Origin of the sequence: Cryobacterium sp. TMT3-29-2 (assembly GCF_004564305.1) — a bacterium.
Taxonomy (GTDB): Bacteria; Actinomycetota; Actinomycetes; order Actinomycetales; family Microbacteriaceae; genus Cryobacterium; species Cryobacterium sinapicolor.
Genome location: NZ_SOGK01000140.1, coordinates 15,068 through 32,420 on the forward strand (window position 1 = coordinate 15,068; position 17,353 = coordinate 32,420).

Annotated in this window: 14 protein-coding genes; 4 read left to right on the plus strand and 10 right to left on the minus strand. The window is 64.1% G+C overall.

Features of this window, described 5'->3' with window-relative positions; all coding sequences use genetic code 11:
• Nucleotides 1-44: 44 nt before the first annotated feature.
• Genes E3O67_RS16640 through kdpF form a run of 6 tightly spaced genes read right to left on the minus strand, consistent with a single transcriptional unit; the run spans nucleotide 45 to nucleotide 7,837 of the window.
• The gene (locus tag E3O67_RS16640) at nucleotides 45-743 is read right to left on the minus strand and encodes a response regulator (RefSeq protein ID WP_134429107.1); all 699 of its coding nucleotides are present in this window, start codon (nucleotides 741-743) and stop codon (nucleotides 45-47) included.
• Nucleotides 740-3,238, minus strand: coding sequence for a DUF4118 domain-containing protein (locus tag E3O67_RS16645; RefSeq protein WP_135103203.1), 2,499 nt, complete (start codon nucleotides 3,236-3,238; stop codon nucleotides 740-742). The genes E3O67_RS16640 and E3O67_RS16645 overlap by 4 nt, the downstream gene beginning before the upstream one ends.
• Before the next feature lie 3 nt (nucleotides 3,239-3,241).
• Nucleotides 3,242-3,865, minus strand: coding sequence for a potassium-transporting ATPase subunit KdpC (kdpC, locus tag E3O67_RS16650; RefSeq protein ID WP_135103204.1), 624 nt, complete (start codon nucleotides 3,863-3,865; stop codon nucleotides 3,242-3,244).
• Nucleotides 3,866-3,906: 41 nt separating this feature from the next.
• Complete coding sequence (gene kdpB / locus E3O67_RS16655) at nucleotides 3,907-6,069, minus strand: potassium-transporting ATPase subunit KdpB (protein WP_135103205.1); 2,163 nt, start codon at nucleotides 6,067-6,069, stop codon at nucleotides 3,907-3,909.
• 5 nt (nucleotides 6,070-6,074) lie between these two features.
• Nucleotides 6,075-7,748, minus strand: a complete 1,674-nt coding sequence (gene kdpA, locus E3O67_RS16660; RefSeq protein ID WP_135103206.1) for a potassium-transporting ATPase subunit KdpA — start codon at nucleotides 7,746-7,748, stop codon at nucleotides 6,075-6,077.
• Nucleotides 7,748-7,837, minus strand: coding sequence for a K(+)-transporting ATPase subunit F (kdpF, locus tag E3O67_RS16665; protein WP_134429117.1), 90 nt, complete (start codon nucleotides 7,835-7,837; stop codon nucleotides 7,748-7,750). Before kdpF ends, kdpA begins: the two co-directional genes overlap by 1 nt.
• A gap of 669 nt (nucleotides 7,838-8,506) precedes the next feature.
• Here kdpF and E3O67_RS16670 point away from each other — a divergent pair.
• Entirely contained in the window at nucleotides 8,507-10,327 is a 1,821-nt protein-coding gene (locus tag E3O67_RS16670) for an amino acid transporter (RefSeq protein ID WP_241982264.1), read from the plus strand.
• A 51-nt stretch (nucleotides 10,328-10,378) separates the two neighbouring features.
• Here E3O67_RS16670 and E3O67_RS16675 read toward each other — a convergent pair whose 3' ends face one another.
• Nucleotides 10,379-11,593 (minus strand): hypothetical protein, encoded by a 1,215-nt coding sequence (locus E3O67_RS16675; RefSeq protein ID WP_135103208.1) that lies wholly within the window; start codon nucleotides 11,591-11,593, stop codon nucleotides 10,379-10,381.
• Between the two features lie 85 nt (nucleotides 11,594-11,678).
• Nucleotides 11,679-12,536 carry a hypothetical protein gene (locus tag E3O67_RS16680; RefSeq protein ID WP_135103209.1) on the minus strand — a complete coding sequence of 286 codons (858 nt, stop codon included), beginning with the start codon at nucleotides 12,534-12,536 and terminating at the stop codon, nucleotides 11,679-11,681.
• Nucleotides 12,537-12,728: 192 nt separating this feature from the next.
• Here E3O67_RS16680 and E3O67_RS17915 point away from each other — a divergent pair, with 192 nt between their 5' ends.
• The gene (locus E3O67_RS17915; RefSeq protein ID WP_135103210.1) at nucleotides 12,729-12,959 is read left to right on the plus strand and encodes a three-helix bundle dimerization domain-containing protein; all 231 of its coding nucleotides are present in this window, start codon (nucleotides 12,729-12,731) and stop codon (nucleotides 12,957-12,959) included.
• Here E3O67_RS17915 and E3O67_RS16690 read toward each other — a convergent pair.
• Nucleotides 12,937-13,404: a nitroreductase family deazaflavin-dependent oxidoreductase gene (locus tag E3O67_RS16690; RefSeq protein WP_198418992.1), complete on the minus strand. Its 468-nt coding sequence runs from the start codon at nucleotides 13,402-13,404 to the stop codon at nucleotides 12,937-12,939. The genes E3O67_RS17915 and E3O67_RS16690 overlap by 23 nt on opposite strands.
• 450 nt (nucleotides 13,405-13,854) lie before the next feature.
• Nucleotides 13,855-14,199 (minus strand): hypothetical protein, encoded by a 345-nt coding sequence (locus E3O67_RS16695; protein WP_134429127.1) that lies wholly within the window; start codon nucleotides 14,197-14,199, stop codon nucleotides 13,855-13,857.
• Between the two features lie 707 nt (nucleotides 14,200-14,906).
• Here E3O67_RS16695 and E3O67_RS16700 point away from each other — a divergent pair.
• Nucleotides 14,907-15,608 (plus strand): GNAT family N-acetyltransferase, encoded by a 702-nt coding sequence (locus tag E3O67_RS16700; RefSeq protein WP_135103211.1) that lies wholly within the window; start codon nucleotides 14,907-14,909, stop codon nucleotides 15,606-15,608.
• Nucleotides 15,609-16,113: 505 nt separating this feature from the next.
• Nucleotides 16,114-16,890 carry a trypsin-like serine protease gene (locus E3O67_RS16705; RefSeq protein ID WP_338145390.1) on the plus strand — a complete coding sequence of 259 codons (777 nt, stop codon included), beginning with the start codon at nucleotides 16,114-16,116 and terminating at the stop codon, nucleotides 16,888-16,890.
• Nucleotides 16,891-17,353 lie beyond the last annotated feature (463 nt).

Consider the following 17,353-nt stretch of genomic DNA (forward strand, 5'->3'; position numbering starts at 1 on the left):
CGAGAGTGGGGTGTCGAGTGTTCGTTTGCCGCGGTACGGCCCCTCTAGGACGCTCCTGGGTCGGGGTTGAATCGGTAGCCCATGCCGGCTTCGGTGAGAAGGTACCGGGGTTCGGACGGGTGTGGTTCCAGCTTCTTCCGGAGTTGGGCGACGTAAAGGCGAAGATATCCGGTGTCGCTTGTCGGGTGAGGTCCCCACACTGCGGTCGAGAGGGTGTGTTTGCTGACGAGTTTGCCGGGGTTGCGGAGGAGCACCTCGAGGATGTGCCATTCGGTGGGTGTGAGACGAACGGGTTCGTGGGTTCCGTCCTTGGATCGGATGACTTGTTTCGCGGAAAGGTCGACGGTGATAGAGCCGAAAACGATGACGGGTTCTTCGTCCGCGGCGGGGACCCGGCGGGTCAGAGCGCGGATTCGGGCGAGGAGTTCGTCGATGGAGAATGGTTTTGTGACGTAGTCGTCGGCTCCTCTGTCGAGCGCCTCGACTTTGTCTGCTGCTCCGGTCCGGCCGGAGACGACCAGGATGGGGACGCTGCTCCAGCCGCGGAGGGCGTCGATGACCGCAAGCCCATCGAGGCCGGGCATGCCCAGGTCGAGCATGACCAGGTCGGGGTGCTGGTCGATTGCAGAGTTGATGGCGGCTTGGCCGTCTTCGGCGGTGACAATGTCGTAGCCGCGGGCGCGGAGGGTGATGCGGAGGGCGCGGAGGATTTGGGGGTCATCGTCGGCGATCAGGATTTTCATACGGGTTCTTCGATCTGTGGGTGGGGGCCGGCGGGGAGAGTGATGACCATGGTGAGGCCTCCGCCGGGAGTGTCCTCAGCTTCCAGGGTGCCCCCCATGCCTTCGACGAAGCCTTTTGACAGAGCAAGTCCGAGCCCGAGCCCGGTCAGGTTGTCGGTGTCTCCGAGCCGTTGGAAGGGTATGAACACGTCGTCCCAACGGTCAGCAGGGATGCCCGGTCCTTGATCCGCGACTCGAATCTGCACGGCGCCGGCGAACTCGCTCCCGGCGATCCGGGTGGGGGTGCCGGGTGGGGAGAAGCGGGTAGCGTTGGCGAGAAGATTGACGATGGCTCGCTGGAGAAGTCCGGAGTCGGCGAGGACGGGCGGGAGCTCGGATGGTAGGTCAAGTTCGACTGTTGCGGGCCCCAGCCCCAACTCGTCGAGTGCGGGCAGCACGACATCCGGCACGTCCACGGAGCTGAGGGAGACGGCCAGCGCGCCGGCCTGGAGCCGGCTGACGTCGAGGAGATTGGTGACAAGTGCTGCGAGCGAGTCGAGACTCTCCCCGGCGGTCGCGAGGAGTTCGATGCGGTCGGACTCTGAGAAGTCGACGTCGGTGGCGCGCAGCCCGCTGATGGCGGTGGTGGCCGCGGCCAACGGTCTGCGGAGATCGTGGCCGACGGCCGCAAGTAGGGCGCTGCGCATTCGGTCGGCTTCGGCGAGCGGCCCGATCTTGCTGGCGGTCTGGGCGAGGTCGGTGTGTTCGAGCGCGGCATCGATCTGGATCGCGATGACGGTCAGCAAGCGGCGCTCCGAGGCTTCCAAATCGGGCCCGTAGAGTTCGAGCACCGCGCGGCTTCCGACGGGCACCGTCGTGGCGGGAGCCTCATCTGCTGTTTCACCGGCTTCGGCCAGGAGCTGCTGTCCGGCCATTAATCGAACGGCGGTGAGCCCGAAAGCTTCCTGGGTCCGGGTTACCAGGGCTTGCAGGGCGTCTTCGCCGCGAACGACGCTGCCGGCAACCGTGGCAAGGAGTTCCGATTCCGCCGCCGAGCGCTGCGCAGTGCGAGTGCGGCGAGCCGCCTGGTCGACGACGTAACTGACGAGAACCGCGTTGACGAGGTAAAGGGCAAGAGCGATGGCGTGGAGGGGGTCGGCGATGGTGATGGTGTTGGTGGGATCGACGAAGAAGAAGTCCAGGGTCAGCCCGGACAGCAGTGCGGCGAACAGTGCCGGCCACAAGCCGCCGACAAGGGCGACGACGACGACGAGGAGTTGGTAGCTGAGGACGTCGCTGGTGATGGATGCCGGCGTGCGGATGGAGACGAGTAGCCAGGTCAGGATGGGCCCGCCGATGAGTGCCAGCGAGAGGCCGACTAGGCGGCGTCGTGCCGTGAGGGCGCCGCCAAGTGGTGGGAGCGTGAACTTGCCTCCGGCTGCGGAGTGGGTGACGATGTGCACGTCGATGTCGCCGGATTCCCGCACGATGGTCGCCCCGATTCCGGGTCCGGACAGGGCTGCGGTGAGGCGGTTGCGGCGGCTGACCCCAATCACGAGTTGGGTGGCGTTCGTTGCCCTGGCGAAGTCGACCAGGGCGCGGGAGGTGTCGTTGCCGACGACTTGGTGGTAGCTGCCGCCGAGTTCCTCGACCAGGGCGCGTTGCGTCGCGAGGGCTCCGGGGTGAGGGGCGCTGAGCCCGTCCTGGTTGATCACGTGGGCGGCAATGAGTTCACCGCCGGCTGACCGTGCCGCGATCCGGGCGCCGCGCCTGATCAGGGTCTCGCCCTCCGGCCCGCCGGTCAACGCGACGACGACGCGTTCGCGTGCCGCCCATTTGCTGTCTATGCCGTGTTCGGTCCGATACGTTTTCAGCGCCGTGTCGACCTCGTCGGCGAGCCAGAGCAGGGCGAGTTCGCGGAGGGCCGTGAGGTTTCCCAGCCGGAAATAGTTCGACAGGGCCGCGTCGATCCGGGCAGACGGGTAGATGTGCCCTTCGGCGAGTCTGTCGCGCAGGGCCTGGGGCGCCAGGTCGACCACCTCGACCTGATCGGCTTTTCGGAGCACGGAATCCGGCAGGGTTTCCCGTTGGGGCACCCCCGTGATCTGCTGCACAACGTCGTTGAGGGACTCGATGTGTTGAATGTTCACCGTCGAGATCACATCAATCCCGGCATCGAGGAGTGCTTCGACATCCTGAAAGCGCTTTTCGCACAGCGACCCGGGCGCATTGGTGTGCGCGAGTTCGTCGACCAGGGCGATGTGCGGATGCCGAGCGAGCACGCCCGCCAGGTCCATTTCGGTCAACTCGACACCACGGTGTTCGACCGACACCCGGGGAACCACCTCAAGGCCATCGAGCATCACCGCGGTCGCCGCCCGTCCATGGGTTTCCACGACGGCGACGACCACATCTTTGCCCTCATCGCGGAGACGACGGCCCTCTTCCAGCATGGTGTAGGTCTTGCCGACGCCCGGTGCGGCACCGAGCAGCACCCGTAGTCGTCCCCGTTTCACTGTTCAGCCCTTCAGCCCGGCAAGCGCGATGTTCAGTTCGAGCACGTTGACAGTCGGGTCTCCCAAGTATCCCAGGACACGTCGCTGCATGTTGCTTTCGATCAGGGCGCCGACGGAGGCTTCCGGGATCCCTCGTTCCTGGGCGACTCGGCTCACCTGCAGCCTGGCGTATGCCGGGCTGATGTGGGGATCGAGCCCCGACGCGGACGCGGTGAGCGCGTCAGCGGGGATCTGTTCGGCCCTAACACCGTCTGACTCTTCGATGGCCTGCGTGCGCTCGATGACGGCTTGGATGAGATCGGGATTCTCCGGACCCCAGTTGCTGCCGCTGGACGTGGCGGCGTCATAGCCGTCGCCGGCTGCGGAGGGACGAGGTTGGAACCATTCCGGTAGTGGGGTGCCCTTCGCATCGGTGAACGACTGGCCGATCAGGGCCGACCCGACCGTTTCCGTCCCGGCCGTATCGGTCTCGATTGTGACGAGTGAGCCGTTCGCCTGGGCAGGCAGGACGAGCTGCCCGATCAGGGTGATTGTCAGCGGGTAGGCAAGACCGAGAACCGCCGTGAAGACGAGCATGGCGCGGAAGGCGACCCAGTAGCGTCGGGTGGTTGTGCGTGGTGAGCTCATGGTGTGGTTTCCGTTTTCATTGTTGTCAGGTCAGGGGTTACTCAGAAACCGGAAATCAACGCGACCACAAGGTCGACCAGTTTGATGCCGATAAAGGGGGCGATGACGCCGCCGAGGCCGTAAATGAGCAGGTTGCGGCTGAGGATGCTCGACGCGGAAGCCGGGCGGTACTTGACCCCGCGCAGAGCGAGGGGGATCAGCACGATGATGATGATCGCGTTGAAGATGATCGCGGACATGATCGCCGACGCCGGCGAGTGCAGCTGCATGATGTTCAGCACGGCGAGGCCGGGGAACACGCCCGCGAACATCGCGGGGATGATCGCGAAGTATTTGGCGACGTCGTTGGCGATCGAAAACGTGGTGAGGGCCCCGCGTGTGATGAGGAGCTGCTTGCCGATCCGCACGATGTCGATGAGCTTGGTCGGGTCTGAGTCGAGGTCGACCATGTTCCCAGCTTCCTTCGCCGCGCTCGTCCCGGTGTTCATGGCCACTCCGACGTCCGCTTGGGCCAGCGCTGGGGCATCGTTCGTGCCGTCGCCGGTCATCGCGACCAGGTTGCCGCCTTGCTGTTCGCGGCGGATGAGGGCGAGTTTGTCTTCCGGGGTGGCTTCGGCGAGGAAGTCGTCCACGCCGGCCTCCGCGGCGATGGTTTTCGCGGTGAGGGGGTTGTCGCCCGTGACCATGATGGTGCGGATGCCCATGGAGCGCAGTTCAGCGAATCGTTCGGCGATTCCCTCCTTGACGATGTCTTTGAGGTAGACCACACCAAGGATGCGGCGGGCACCGTCGGCGTCGCCAGCTGCGACGACGAGCGGGGTGCCGCCTAAGCGTGAGATCCGCTCGACCTGGTCGTCGAGGTCGGTCAGGACGGTGCCTGCGGCGCGCGCGGATTCCTCGACCCATGCGATCACGGCTGATCCGGCGCCCTTTCTGATGTAGGTCCCGTCGGGGAGGTCGATACCGCTCATCCGGGTTTGGGCAGTGAACGGAACAATCTCGCCGGCCAGTGTTCCTTCGTTGTGGAAACCGTCCTCCGAGGCGAGGTCGACGATCGATTTGCCTTCAGGGGTCGGGTCGCTCAGCGACGACAGCGCGGCCGCCCTGACCAGTTCTTCTCGGGTGACCCCGGTCAGGGGTGTGAATTCTCGTGCCTGCCGATTGCCGTAGGTGATCGTGCCGGTCTTGTCGAGCAGCAGGATGGTCACGTCCCCGGCGGCCTCGACGGCACGTCCGGACATGGCCAGCACATTGCGCTGCACGAGGCGGTCCATTCCGGCGATGCCGATCGCGGAAAGCAACGCACCGATGGTCGTGGGGATGAGACAGACCAGGAGTGCGACGAGGACGGGCACGCTCACGGCTGCAGCCGAGTAGGAGGCAATGGGATTGATCGTCAAGGTGACGACGACGAAGATGATCGAGAGGCTGGCCAGGAGGATGTTCAACGCGAGTTCGTTGGGTGTCTTCTGGCGGGCCGCGCCTTCGACCAGGGCGATCATCCGGTCGACGAAGGTTTCACCTGGTTTGCTCGTGATCCGCATCACGATGCGGTCGGAGAGCACGCGGGTGCCGCCCGTGACGGCGCTGCGGTCGCCGCCGGATTCGCGGATCACCGGTGCGGACTCACCGGTGATGGCGGATTCGTCGATCGAGGCGATGCCCGACACGATGTCTCCGTCTCCCGGGACGAGTTCGCCGGCGACGACGATGACGGTGTCCCCGAGAGTGAGCTCGGCGGAGGAGAGTTCTGTCACGACTGCCCGTTCGGCGGCGGCGTCCCCGGTGGGGTCGTAGCCCTCGACCCGGTGCGCGGTGGTGCTGGTGCGGGTCTGACGCAGACTGTCAGCCTGAGCCTTGCCTCGGCCCTCGGCTACCGACTCCGCCAGGTTGGCGAACACGACGGTCAGCCACAACCAGAACGCGATCCCCCCAGTGAAGGAGGAGGGGACCGCCGCACCGCCGGACTCGGCCGGGCCGCCCAGGAACGGTTCGACGATGGCCATCACGGTCGTCAGGACCGCACCGACTTCGACGATGAACATGACCGGGTTGCGCCACATCTGCCGGGGGTCGAGCTTCCGGAAGGCACCGGGAAGGGCGGCGACGAGTTGCCCGACGCTGATGGCGCCCTTGGCTGTGGGTCGGTGGTGCCCGCGTGCGGGCGGCCGCTCTGCGGCGGGTGTCTCGGTGAGAGTGGTCATGATGTTTACTGCAGTCCTTCCGCCAGGGGTCCTAGCGCGAGTACGGGGAAATAGGTCAGTGCGGTGATGATGATCGTGACTCCGATCAGCAGGCCGACGAATTGCGGCCGGTTCGTCGGCAGCGTGCCGGCGGTAGCCGGAACCTTGTCCTGCGCGGCGAGCGAGCCGGCCAAGGCGAGCACGAACACGATCGGCAGGAATCGGCCGAGGAGCATGGCAACGCCGAGCGCCGTGTTGAACCACGGGGTATTCGCAGTGAGCCCGGCAAAGGCGGACCCGTTGTTGTTGGCTGCGGAGGTGAAGGCGTAGAGCACTTCGGAGAGGCCGTGCAATCCGGGGTTCCAGATCGATGTGGCTTCCACGTCCGCTCGTACCGGCGGGATCGCGAAACTCAGTGCGGTGCCGGTGAGCACCAGTGTCGGCGTGATCAGGATGTAGATGCTCGCGAGCTTGATCTCCCTCGGGCCGATCTTTTTGCCCAAATATTCCGGGGTGCGCCCGACGAGGAGCCCGGCGACGAACACGGCGATCACGGCGAGGATGAGCATCCCGTAGAGACCGGAACCGGTGCCGCCGGGGGCGACTTCGCCGAGCATCATGTTCAGCATCGGCATCATTCCTCCCAGCGCCGTGTACGAATCGTGCATGGAGTTGACGGCTCCGGTCGAGGTCAGGGTCGTCGCCGAGGCGAACAGGGTCGAACCGGCGATGCCGAACCGGGTTTCCTTGCCCTCCATCGCCCCGCCCGCCAGGCCGGGCGCAGTTCCGGCACCGTTCAGTTCGAAGATCGTAACCGCGGTCAGCGAGACCACGAAGATGGTAGCCATGGTGGCGAGGATCGCGTAGCCCTGCTTCTTGTCACCGACCAACGTGCCGAAGGTGCGGGGCAGGCTGAAAGGGATGACGAGCAGGAGGAGGATCTCGAACAGGTTCGTCCAGGCGCTCGGGTTCTCGAACGGGTGCGCGGAGTTCGCGTTGAAGAAACCGCCACCGTTGGTTCCGAGCTCCTTGATGGCCTCCTGTGAGGCCGTCGGGCCGCCCGGGATGGACTGCGTCCCTCCGCTCAGAGTGGTCACGTCAGTGAAACCATTGAAGTTCTGGATCACGCCGCCGGTGAGCAGGACGACCGCCGCAACAATGGCCAGCGGCAGCAACAGGCGAAGGACACCGCGGGTGAGGTCGACCCAGAAATTGCCGATCGTACCCGTGCGGCGCAGGACGAATCCGCGCACGAGGGCGATCGCGACGGCAATGCCCACGGCGGCCGAGACGAAGTTCTGCACGGCTAGGCCGGCGATCTGAACCGAGTAACCCATCGTGACGTCGGGGGAGTAGGACTGCCAGTTCGTGTTGGTCACAAAAGACACGGCCGTGTTGAAGGACAGCCCTTCGGGGATCGCGGGGAAGCCGAGCGAGTATGGCAGCACAGTTTGGGCGCGCTGGATCGCGTAGACGAAGAACACCCCGACTGCCGAGAATGCGAGCACGCTGTGCAGGTAGGACTGCCACGACTGATCGGACCGGGCATCCACCCCGATCAGCCGGTAGAACTCCCGCTCGACCTGGAGGTCACGCGTGGTGGTGTAAATCGTCGCCATGTAGTCACCCAGCGGCCGGTGCAACGCGGCCAGAATGGCCACGAGGGTCAGGACCTGAAGAATCGCAAGCCAAACGTCCATCAGAACCGCTCCGGCTTCACGAGGGCGAGCACCAGGTAGCCGACCGAGGCGACGGCCAGGACCGCAGCCACGATGTCGAACACGATCACAGCTTTTCCACCCCCCACGCCACGACGCCGATCAGAGCAAAAACGGCGACGACGCCGAGAATATAGACAATGTCCAACACAAAAAACTCCATCCATAAGCCGACAATTCATCCGGTCAGCGCGGTGTTCCCCGAGGGAAGTACGGACTGAGTAGACACCCCAACCGAAGGCCGCTGGGCCCAAACAAACGATTCCCTAACGCTGCGGACCGGAACCCTAACGGTTTCCCCCTGATCAGGGACCTGACCGTGAACGCCGCCCTGGTGAACTAACGCCAAGCGACCACCCGAGAAATGATCCTTCTCGGCGTCGCGCTCTATTTGGGCTGCAGGAAAAAGAAGTGGCTGTGACCTGTGCTCGGGGCCACCCCGGTTCCGAGCTCAGATCGTCGCTCTGAGCGTGCGGCGCGCGCTCGCCCGTGGCTCACAATAGAGTCGGGGTTCGGATTTGAGCAGAACTGTTCGCTCGGTCTTATGACCGGCGTGGACGGGATGGAAGAACACAGTGGATTCATCTGGCGTTCCGGTCATCCCGGCGAGCGTTGCCCGTCCGGTCCGTCCCGGGGCGCCCCCCAGTACCCTCGCGCGGTGGCTCCTTCGGAACCGCGTGCAGCCCCTCGGGCCAGAGAGCCCCGCAGACACCGCGACGAAGCGTCCCTGGTGGATGGTCATGTGCCTGACGGGCGTCGACTACTTCTCGACGCTGTCCTACCTGCCGAGCATCGCCGTGCTGGCTGCCGGGTCGCTCGCGCCGTTGGCGACCCTGCTGATCGTTGCGCTGACCCTCTTGGGGATGCTGCCGATGTACCGGCGGGTGGCGAAGGAGAGCCCGCACGGTCAGGGATCGGTGGCGATGCTCGAGCGGCTCCTCCCGTTCTGGAAGGGCAAGTTCTTCGTCCTGGTACTCCTGGGCTTCGTCGCAACGTCGTGGATCATCACGATCACCCTGTCATCGGCGGATGCCACGGTCCACCTTCTTGAAAACCCGTACGCGCCCAGCTTCCTCGAGGGGCATGCCGTGACGATCACGATCGTCCTGCTCCTGACTCTCGGCGGGGTTTTCCTCCTCGGGTTCAGCGAAGCCGTCGCGGTCGCCATCCCACTGGTAGCGGTATATCTCGCCCTGAACGCCGTCGTGATCGGCGTGGGCCTCTACAACGTGGTCACGGAACCCGTGGCTCTCGCCGGATGGACCGACGCCCTCCTGTCTCGCGGCGGGGGTTTCGGTGACCTACTCGGTCCCGCCATCATAGCTTTCCCGCTGCTGGTTCTGGGCCTGTCCGGATTCGAGACCGGGGTGAGCATGATGCCCCTGGTTGCCTCGGAAGGGAAAACCAGCGAGGAGCGCCTGGCCTCACGCATCCGCAACACCCGCAAGCTCCTGACCGCGGCGGCCCTCATCATGAGCTCCTACCTCCTCTCCAGCACCTTCGTCACCACCCTCCTCATTCCCGAGGAGGCTTTCGAGGACGGCGGCGAAGCCAGCGGCCGTGCACTGGCCTACCTGGCCCATGAACTCGTCGGGAACACCTTCGGCACCGTCTACGACGTCAGCAGCATCCTCATCCTGTGGTTCGCGGGGGCATCCGCCATGGCTGGCCTGATCAACATCGTCCCACGCTACCTGCCGTCGTACGGCATGGCCCCCGAGTGGAGCCGCGCCGTGCGCCCCGTGGTTCTCGTCTATACCGGCATCAGCATCCTGATCACGATCGGGTTCAACGCCGATGTCAACGCGCAGGCCGGCGCCTACGCCACCGGCATCCTGGCGATGATGGTGTCCGGCGCCATCGCCGTCACGATTTCCGCGATCCGGCGACACCAGCGCCGTGCCAGTGTCGCCTTCACCATCCTGACCCTGATCCTTCTCTACGCGCTCGGCGAGAACATCCTGGAAAAGCCCGACGGCATAGCCATCTCGGCGTTCTTCATTCTAGGAATCATCGTTGTCTCGCTCGTGTCCCGGGTTTCGCGCACCACAGAACTGCGAGTTGAAGCCGTCGAACTGGACGAACAGGCGCGACGCTTCATCACCGACTCGCTCGTATTCGATGGTGCCTTGAACCTGATTGCGACCAAACCCAAGCCGGGCAAACAAACCGACTATGCCGGTAAAGAGACAGCGCAGCGGGGAATGAATCCCGTGCCGGGTCGCGCTGACGTGTTGTTCCTGGAGATCGAGGTCGTTGATCCGTCCAGTTTCAGCGAAGTGCTCCATGTTCGCGGTGAAGTAGTCAACGGGCTTCGGGTGCTGCGCGCCCAGAGTCCCGCGGCACCGAACGCCATCGCCGCCATCCTCCTGGCACTGCGCGACGCTTCCGGAGTGCGACCCCACGCCTACTTCGAATGGTCAGAGGGTAACCCCCTCGGGCACCTGCTGCGCTACCTCCTCCTCGGCCAAGGCGATACCGCACCCGTCGTGCGCGAAATTCTTCGCCAAAACGAAGCCGATCCCGTGCGGCGGCCTGGCATCCACGTCGGTGGCGGGTGACGGCATCCCGGGACTCGGGTATTTAGGATGGTTCCGACAGGGTCTGCGGCCTCACGGCGTGCGCAGGAGGTCAGCCACGTCCCGCCTCATCGACACCGGGTACTCGGTCGTTGGGGTGCCGACACGAACGAGCATCTGGATCGTCTGCCCTTCGGGCGCGTATTGAGCATGGATTGCCGCGTAGGGAGCAGCCATAGTCGGGTATTCCTGCAGGACCTGGCTCAGCGGTTGCATGACCAGGCCGAGGGTTCGGGCGTGGAGGGATAGCTGCGCGTACAGGATGCCGGCTTCGACCTGTTCCGTCCGGGTGTTGCCGGGCGTGCTGATGAGTCCGTATGCGGCCGTGTTGTCCACGCCGGCAGCGGTCATCGTGATCGCATTCTTGGCTGTGGCCGTATCGTTATTCAGCGCAGGGAAGATGGTGAGGAGTCCTTGGAGGAGATACTTCTTGAATCCGGTGGTGCCCTGGCCCTCAACGGCGAATCCCGACCGTGCCTCGTTCTTGGATTGCTCTGTGCCATGGAACACTGCGGCACTCTCCCTGGTCGCAGCGAGGTACTCAGTTTCGATGAGGGTTCCTTGGACTCCGAAGGCTCCGAGTGTGATCAGATTCTTTTCATCGCTGAGGAGCGTGAGACGCGCGGCCGAGTTGTCGGCGAGGGCTGTCAGCGCTTCCGTTTGCGGTGTCGTGAGGGGTGCCACCGTGTACGGAGCGCGGTTCGTGTCGGCCCGGAACAGCGACGAGTAGTCCTTCGTGGTCACGGATGCGTCCTTCGCCAGACTGATCCGCGCGACCGGCCGCTGGCTCATCGACGTCCTTAGGTCTGTCTCGTCATAGCTCCCGTCGGGGAACAACTCGAACGAGGCGGAATACCCGAGCTGCTCGGCGGCAACCCGGAGGTAGGCGAGAAATGCTCCCTGAGAAACCACGGTCTGCCGCGAATCCGGATCGACTGCCGGGGTCAGACGGCTCGAGTCAGCGTACAGGTGGAGAACGTTGGCATCGGCCGTGTCGAGCACAACGGTCCACGGCTGCATGTTGTGTCCGCTCGGCGCCAGCAAGGCATGGGCGACGACCTGCACTCGAATATCGGTCGACTGCTGGTAGTAGGTCGCCTTCCAGGGTTGGAGGTACGTCGCGGGGACGAAGATACCGCCCACGGTCAGGATCGCGCCGAGACTCAGCGCGAGCACGCAGGCCACCGCCCCGATTGTGATGAACACCGTCCGTCGGGCCCGGTGCGCCCTTGCAATATTGTCGTTCATCGATGAGGATCCCTTTGCGCGGTGTTGACGAGTGCTGAGTGAGTATCCGACCCGTGAGGACGCTTCAGGGGGGAGATCACGGGCTTCATGATCGCCTCGTTCGAAGTGTCACCAGCAGCCAACTCAGTACTCCGGCGATGCAGGCCGCAACGAGACCGATCGGAATCATGACCACCCAAGATGCCGGTTCCTTGAGGGCTAGCTGCACGAAGGGTGTGGTCAGAATCGGCAGGCACGTCAGGAGAAGGAAAAAGAGAAAGGCGGCGGTGATGGGGTAGGTGAACGTCCGCAGTCGCAGTTGCCCAATGCCGGCCCACAGTGCCGCCGGGAGGAAGAACGCATAGTCAAGGATGTGCACGGGATTGGTTGGCAGGGCCATGTCCACGACGCTCTGGGGCCTGACGCCATTGAGCAGAGCGGGCACGTCTTCGGAAAGCCAGAGCAGGCCGAACAGGCCCGCCACGACCAGAAGCATCCAAGCCGAAACCGAAAGAGCACGACCGTTTGTGAAGTTCTCAGCCGCCGTCTTCGGGTCGATGGATGTCAACCCGGCAATCAGGGCGAAAAGGCTCAGGCCGAAAACCACGATCCACAACGGAAACAACGGTCCGAACGGAATGGAGAAGGTGTAGATCACGTAGCTATACACGGTGAACGCGACCGCCCCCAGGCAAAGCAGACCCGCGCGATACGATCCGCGCAAAGCCAGGACGGCGCAGATCACGACCAGCGGCGCGACCACCACCGCATTCACGATGTCCTGTGCCAGCGCCTGGAACAGGAAAGCGGGTGTCAGGCTGTCGTAGAGCCCGTCAACTGCGAGCCCGATCGCGCTGCCGGTGAAGGCCAGGGCGGCTGCGACGATCGACAGGCCCAGCCAAGTGTTTGCCCCGGTGTTCGCTCGTTGCTGGTCGGCCGTGATGGATGAACGGGCCGCATTCATGGTTCATCTGCTGAAGATCCCATGACTTCATCGTGCACCCGCGACCGTGAGATGCATAATCCCCACCCGTCGCCGGACGCTGTCGAGAGGGGGCTGGAGTTCGACGCGCGCATGGCCGAGACCGCCTTGACACGAAGCTTCGGACGGTGGGGCGCCGTACCTCTACGATGAACCGCACGCCGGCGAAAGGCAGTGGATCGGCTCACGCAACGATTCCCCGCTGTGCCACGGTCACGTGTTGAAAGGGATGTCCGTGAAGAGCACGAGGCGCTCTCCGGCCGACCGATCCGTGACTTCATTCCCGCGCTGGTCGAACACGGGGTCACAGAGCGAATGCGCAAACAGTGTGCGCCGTTTCCGTGCGATTGTGCGCGCGAGCTCCAGTGGCGTCAGATGCTCCTCACTGGGCATCCCGAATTTTGAACACCGGGAAGTCAGCTGCGATGGCCTCGAAGGCGTCGACCGGCTCGGACTGCTCGACCGGAATGTGCGGTCTGGCACCGGGCGCTTGCGCCAGGTACGCCTTGAGAATCGGCGCACGGGCATCCGCCTGAACTTCTTCGAGGACGACTGAACGTCTGCGCCCCGCGTGGATGACGGCTTTTCCCCTCGCGGCCCGCACATTGCGCACCCACCGCGAGCCTTGGCCCAGCATCGAGACCGCGTATTCGTTGCCCTCGTAGCTGGCGATCACGAGCGGCAGGGTGAGCAGGGTGCGCGACTGCGGATTGACGGTCTCGAGGGTCACGGCGCCGTGGCCGACGACACCGAGCGAGAACACGATCGCGCTGATCCGGTTCAGGAAACGCGCCCACCGGTTCGGGCGCCCGCCGGCGTACATGCGCCTCAGCGAGTCGTCTCGAATCATGATCGGTTGCCCCTGGAACAGAAGCGGGTGATGTACACGAATTCGGGCATGACTAGTGCCTCTCCGGTTTTCCGATGGACGCCAGTGCGGCTGCGGCGGCTCGATCGGGCGGATCGACAGTACCATTGCGTCATTGCGCAGTGATTTCCGTTGGACAACCGCGGCGACACCCCGACGGGAACGGTGCGCCGTAACCTGCACCGCCGCGTTCGTGAATTGTGGCGCGGGGGCAGTCCGTTCATGTCGTCGGGGTTGTCGAGGTAGGCCTGGAATGACATCGCTGCTCCATTCGTGACGGTTTTTGGTGGTGGTGGGCCGGACCCCCCCCCACGACGAGAGAGCCGACCCCCTGCTCAAGAGTTGCCGCGAGCGTCAGCATCGTGGATGCACTACAGGTCACGGTCTGCTGCGCTGAAGAAGTGAGCATGCGAGGGACAGCCTCCCAGCGGCCTACAGCAAGTACTCGGTGTCCCATTCGTATTCCATGAATGAAGGCGCCTCTGAGAAGGTCAGCTCGCTGGAGGTCCTGAGCGTCTGTATGCGACGGTGGAGATAGGCGACCGCCTCGAGGGTGTCCGGTTCTCTCCACGTGGATTCTTCCGGGACGCTGATCAGCTCGCTGCCTGGGCCGACGATTATTTGCACGACCATCTCCTCGCCGTCGTTGTTGACCGCGGGTAGTCTGAGCAATTCGGAGTCGTGGCCGCTTGGAAGAGCGATGACCAACCTCAGGAGTGCATCCGCGGCCCCGTCTGTGGTCAGGAAGGATTCTCCGCAAAATGAAATTCTCTTCATGGACTTAATGATTCCCTGTCTTGTCGACGCGAATCCGTCCAGAGGGACGGCGACCTGGCGCTGACTCTACGAACGGCGTGGGTTCGGCAGGAGGTGTTTCATCGGTCACGGCCATCATGAACGGATGCGGTTCCGCTCGGGAACCGGATGTTCATGGGTCAAGGTAGCAGGTGAGCGTCATTCTCCGCTGTCGGCCCAAAGGGGGACACCCCTGACTGTCGACGCATCACGCGTTCGATGCGAGGGTGCCGGGGGCAACACGAGTTCACACACCGTGGGTGGGCGGCCCGCTTGTGTCGGGTGCGAAGCCGCTGCCGGTGCTCCAACTGTTGCCGGGGTTACGGGTCGACGATGAGAAGGCGGCATTCGAGCCTTGCCCGACCATCAGGCCGGCCGCCACAATGGCGATCGGGGCCACGCTGATGTAGTGATTCGACGAGCACGGGCACGGGGACTGGGTGCACGCATGATTGTTTTCCCTCCACGTTGGTAGCCGCTGCAGGATCTCAAGAATCGCCTGGGTGCATGGATTTTGCGGAAGAAATAGCATCTGACCAACCTATTCGCGGGTATGCCTGTGGTCTGAGCCCTGTCAAGCAAACCGCCGGGAGGTGCGGTTTGTTGCCGCTACCCGGACACCCGCGCGACGACACTGCCGTTGAACTCGCCGAATCTGTTTGGAGTGTATGGTGCCCTAGGGTCGAGGCATGGAACTCTCGGCAACGCCCACGCTCACTGGATCGCTCGTGGCCCTTGAGCCCCTCTCCCTGAATCACGTGGCTGAGCTCCGTGTAGCGGCGGGCGAGGACGACCTATGGCGTTCGTGGTACACCTCGGTGCCGCACCCCGACGCGATGGCTGAGGAGGTTGAACGCCGACTCGGCGTCCAATCGCTGGGGCACATGCTGCCATGGGCCATCCGACTTGTATCAACGGGACAGGTGGTCGGAATGACGACCTTCATGAACCCGAGCGACACTGAGTTGCGGCTGGAAATCGGCTCGACTTGGCTGGCCACAAGCGCTCAGGGAACCGGGGCGAATCGGGAGACCAAGCTGCTGCAGCTCGCTTATGCCTTCGATGTCTTGCATTGCATCGCGGTGGAGTTTCGCACTCACTGGCACAACCGCCAATCAAGGAAAGCGATAGCAGCATTGGGTGCGAAGGAAGATGGGGTGCTCCGCAATCACTCCGTCGGACCAGACGGTGCACTCCGAGACACCGTCGTCTTTTCTATCATTGCGAGCGAGTGGCCGGCTGTGCGCATGGGTCTTCGATACACCCTGGATACGGGTAGAGGACATCAGGCTGGCCCGAGGGCACGACACTCGCAGACTGAAGGTATTGAACCGCTGACACAGGGTCGTAGAAACAGGCGAGAAGTTAGCGCTGCTGTTGACATCCGGTAGAACCTCCGAATTCGACAGTGTGATCCGCGAGTCGGGTCCAGTTCGGCTCCGGCTCGGGGGCCGGGTGGCAGCCCCGTCCTCCCGAGGCTGCGGATCGGCGCACGAACGTCCTCCTGCCGCCACGAAACCGTGTCCCCTCAAGGGCCGACTGGTGGTCGGCTCCAGGAGAGGGCCAATGTTGAATCACGCTTGAACGGGGGGTGCAATGCGCAATTCACAGAGGTCTTCGGGATCGACGGCGTTTTCACATCGTCCTGTTCACTCGCGATACCACCGGCGATAGGTCCGGCGGATTCCATCGATAACTGGAGTGAAGACTATGAACAGAAGCAGAATCAGGTCCGGTGCCCTCGCGGCCCTGGCCATCAGCGGTCTCTTCGTGACGGGCGGGCTCGTTGCGTCCGGATCAGCCGGTGCATTTGCCGCGACGCAATCCACGGATGTCGAGAGGTGGGTCGTTCCTGAGACCCGACAGGGGGGCGAATACTGGACAGCGGAGCGAATGATGGCCGCGACTCCAGGTGACGTTCTGGTCGGCGACAACGTAACATCCGTGGGCCGAAGTGAGGTCGAGGTGGGGCAAGAGAAGAAGGTCACGAAGCAGTCCCGCAATCCGAAGGTCACACCAACGGCGACTCAGCAGACACCCGTGGACCACATCGGCAAGGTGTTCTTCACGCTCGGCGGGAGCGACTACGTCTGCTCGGGCAACGCCATCTCCGCGGCCAACGAGAGCACCGTCGCGACAGCCGGCCACTGCGTGAACGAGGGCCCTGGGGCGTTCGCCTCCCGCCTGGTCTTCGTTCCGGCCTACGAGAACGGCACCGCACCGTTCGGACAGTGGAACGCGACGGAGCTCTATGCTCCGACCCAATGGACGTCGGGCGGCGACATCACCTATGACACCGGATTCGCGATCGTATCTTCTCCCACGGATGCGTCCTTGAGTGACACCGTCGGCGCCTCAGGCGTGGCCTTCAATGACGGCAGAGGCCTCACTTACGCCGCCTTCGGCTACCCGGCGGCAGCACCGTTCACCGGCAACACCCTGCAGTCCTGCTCCGGCACGGCCACGGACGACCCGTACGCACAGTCGGAATCGCAGGGCATCCCCTGCGACATGACCGGTGGATCCTCCGGCGGCCCCTGGTTCATCGGCAGCGGTTCGGCCGGCTATCAAAACTCGGTCAACAGTTTCGGATACAACAACGTCGCGAACACCATGTTCGGGCCGTACTGGGGGTCCGTCATCGAGAGCGCCTATGACGCCGCGGCCGCCTGACCCTGATTCGGCCGACGAATCCGGTGCCGCGGCCGTCGCGCGCGAGAGGCTCACGTCGGACTCGTTGGACGTCGAGTGGGACGAACACCGGATGCGCGCGGCGCGACCACGAGCCATTCGTCTCAATCCAGACGGCACGCGTGTTCCAGACGACGCACCGTGGCAATCGGAACCGCCAGAAGGGCAGTAGATCCATCCGCGGGACATGACCCGCGGGGCGGGGGACCGCCGCATACCTCCGGTATGTGGCGGTCCCGTTTGGACAGCCGAGGAGTCCATCGCAAACTACAGCCCGGTGGCTGGTTGATTGGTGGCGAAGAATCGGAGACCGCGGGCGAACCCCCTGCGGAACGTTTGGGGTGACCCGGTCTTTTCGGACGGGGTCCTCGGTTTCATTTTAGGCGGCGAGTGTGAGTTTGATGAGTCGTTCGGTGGGTGTTGAGTAGCCGAGGGTCTGGTGCAG

What these genes read in the sequence shown, in the direction of transcription:
- E3O67_RS16705 (WP_338145390.1), top strand. Translation starts at nt 16,114, where the DNA reads ATGGCCGCGACTCCAGGTGACGTTCTGGTCGGCGACAACGTAACATCC.
- kdpA (WP_135103206.1), bottom strand. Translation starts at nt 7,748, where the DNA reads ATGGACGTTTGGCTTGCGATTCTTCAGGTCCTGACCCTCGTGGCCATT.
- E3O67_RS16640 (WP_134429107.1), bottom strand. Translation starts at nt 743, where the DNA reads ATGAAAATCCTGATCGCCGACGATGACCCCCAAATCCTCCGCGCCCTC.
- E3O67_RS16680 (WP_135103209.1), bottom strand. Translation starts at nt 12,536, where the DNA reads ATGAATGCGGCCCGTTCATCCATCACGGCCGACCAGCAACGAGCGAAC.
- E3O67_RS16695 (WP_134429127.1), bottom strand. Translation starts at nt 14,199, where the DNA reads ATGAAGAGAATTTCATTTTGCGGAGAATCCTTCCTGACCACAGACGGG.
- E3O67_RS16690 (WP_198418992.1), bottom strand. Translation starts at nt 13,404, where the DNA reads ATGATTCGAGACGACTCGCTGAGGCGCATGTACGCCGGCGGGCGCCCG.
- kdpC (WP_135103204.1), bottom strand. Translation starts at nt 3,865, where the DNA reads ATGAGCTCACCACGCACAACCACCCGACGCTACTGGGTCGCCTTCCGC.
- E3O67_RS16700 (WP_135103211.1), top strand. Translation starts at nt 14,907, where the DNA reads ATGGAACTCTCGGCAACGCCCACGCTCACTGGATCGCTCGTGGCCCTT.
- E3O67_RS16675 (WP_135103208.1), bottom strand. Translation starts at nt 11,593, where the DNA reads ATGAACGACAATATTGCAAGGGCGCACCGGGCCCGACGGACGGTGTTC.
- kdpB (WP_135103205.1), bottom strand. Translation starts at nt 6,069, where the DNA reads ATGACCACTCTCACCGAGACACCCGCCGCAGAGCGGCCGCCCGCACGC.
- E3O67_RS16670 (WP_241982264.1), top strand. Translation starts at nt 8,507, where the DNA reads ATGTGCCTGACGGGCGTCGACTACTTCTCGACGCTGTCCTACCTGCCG.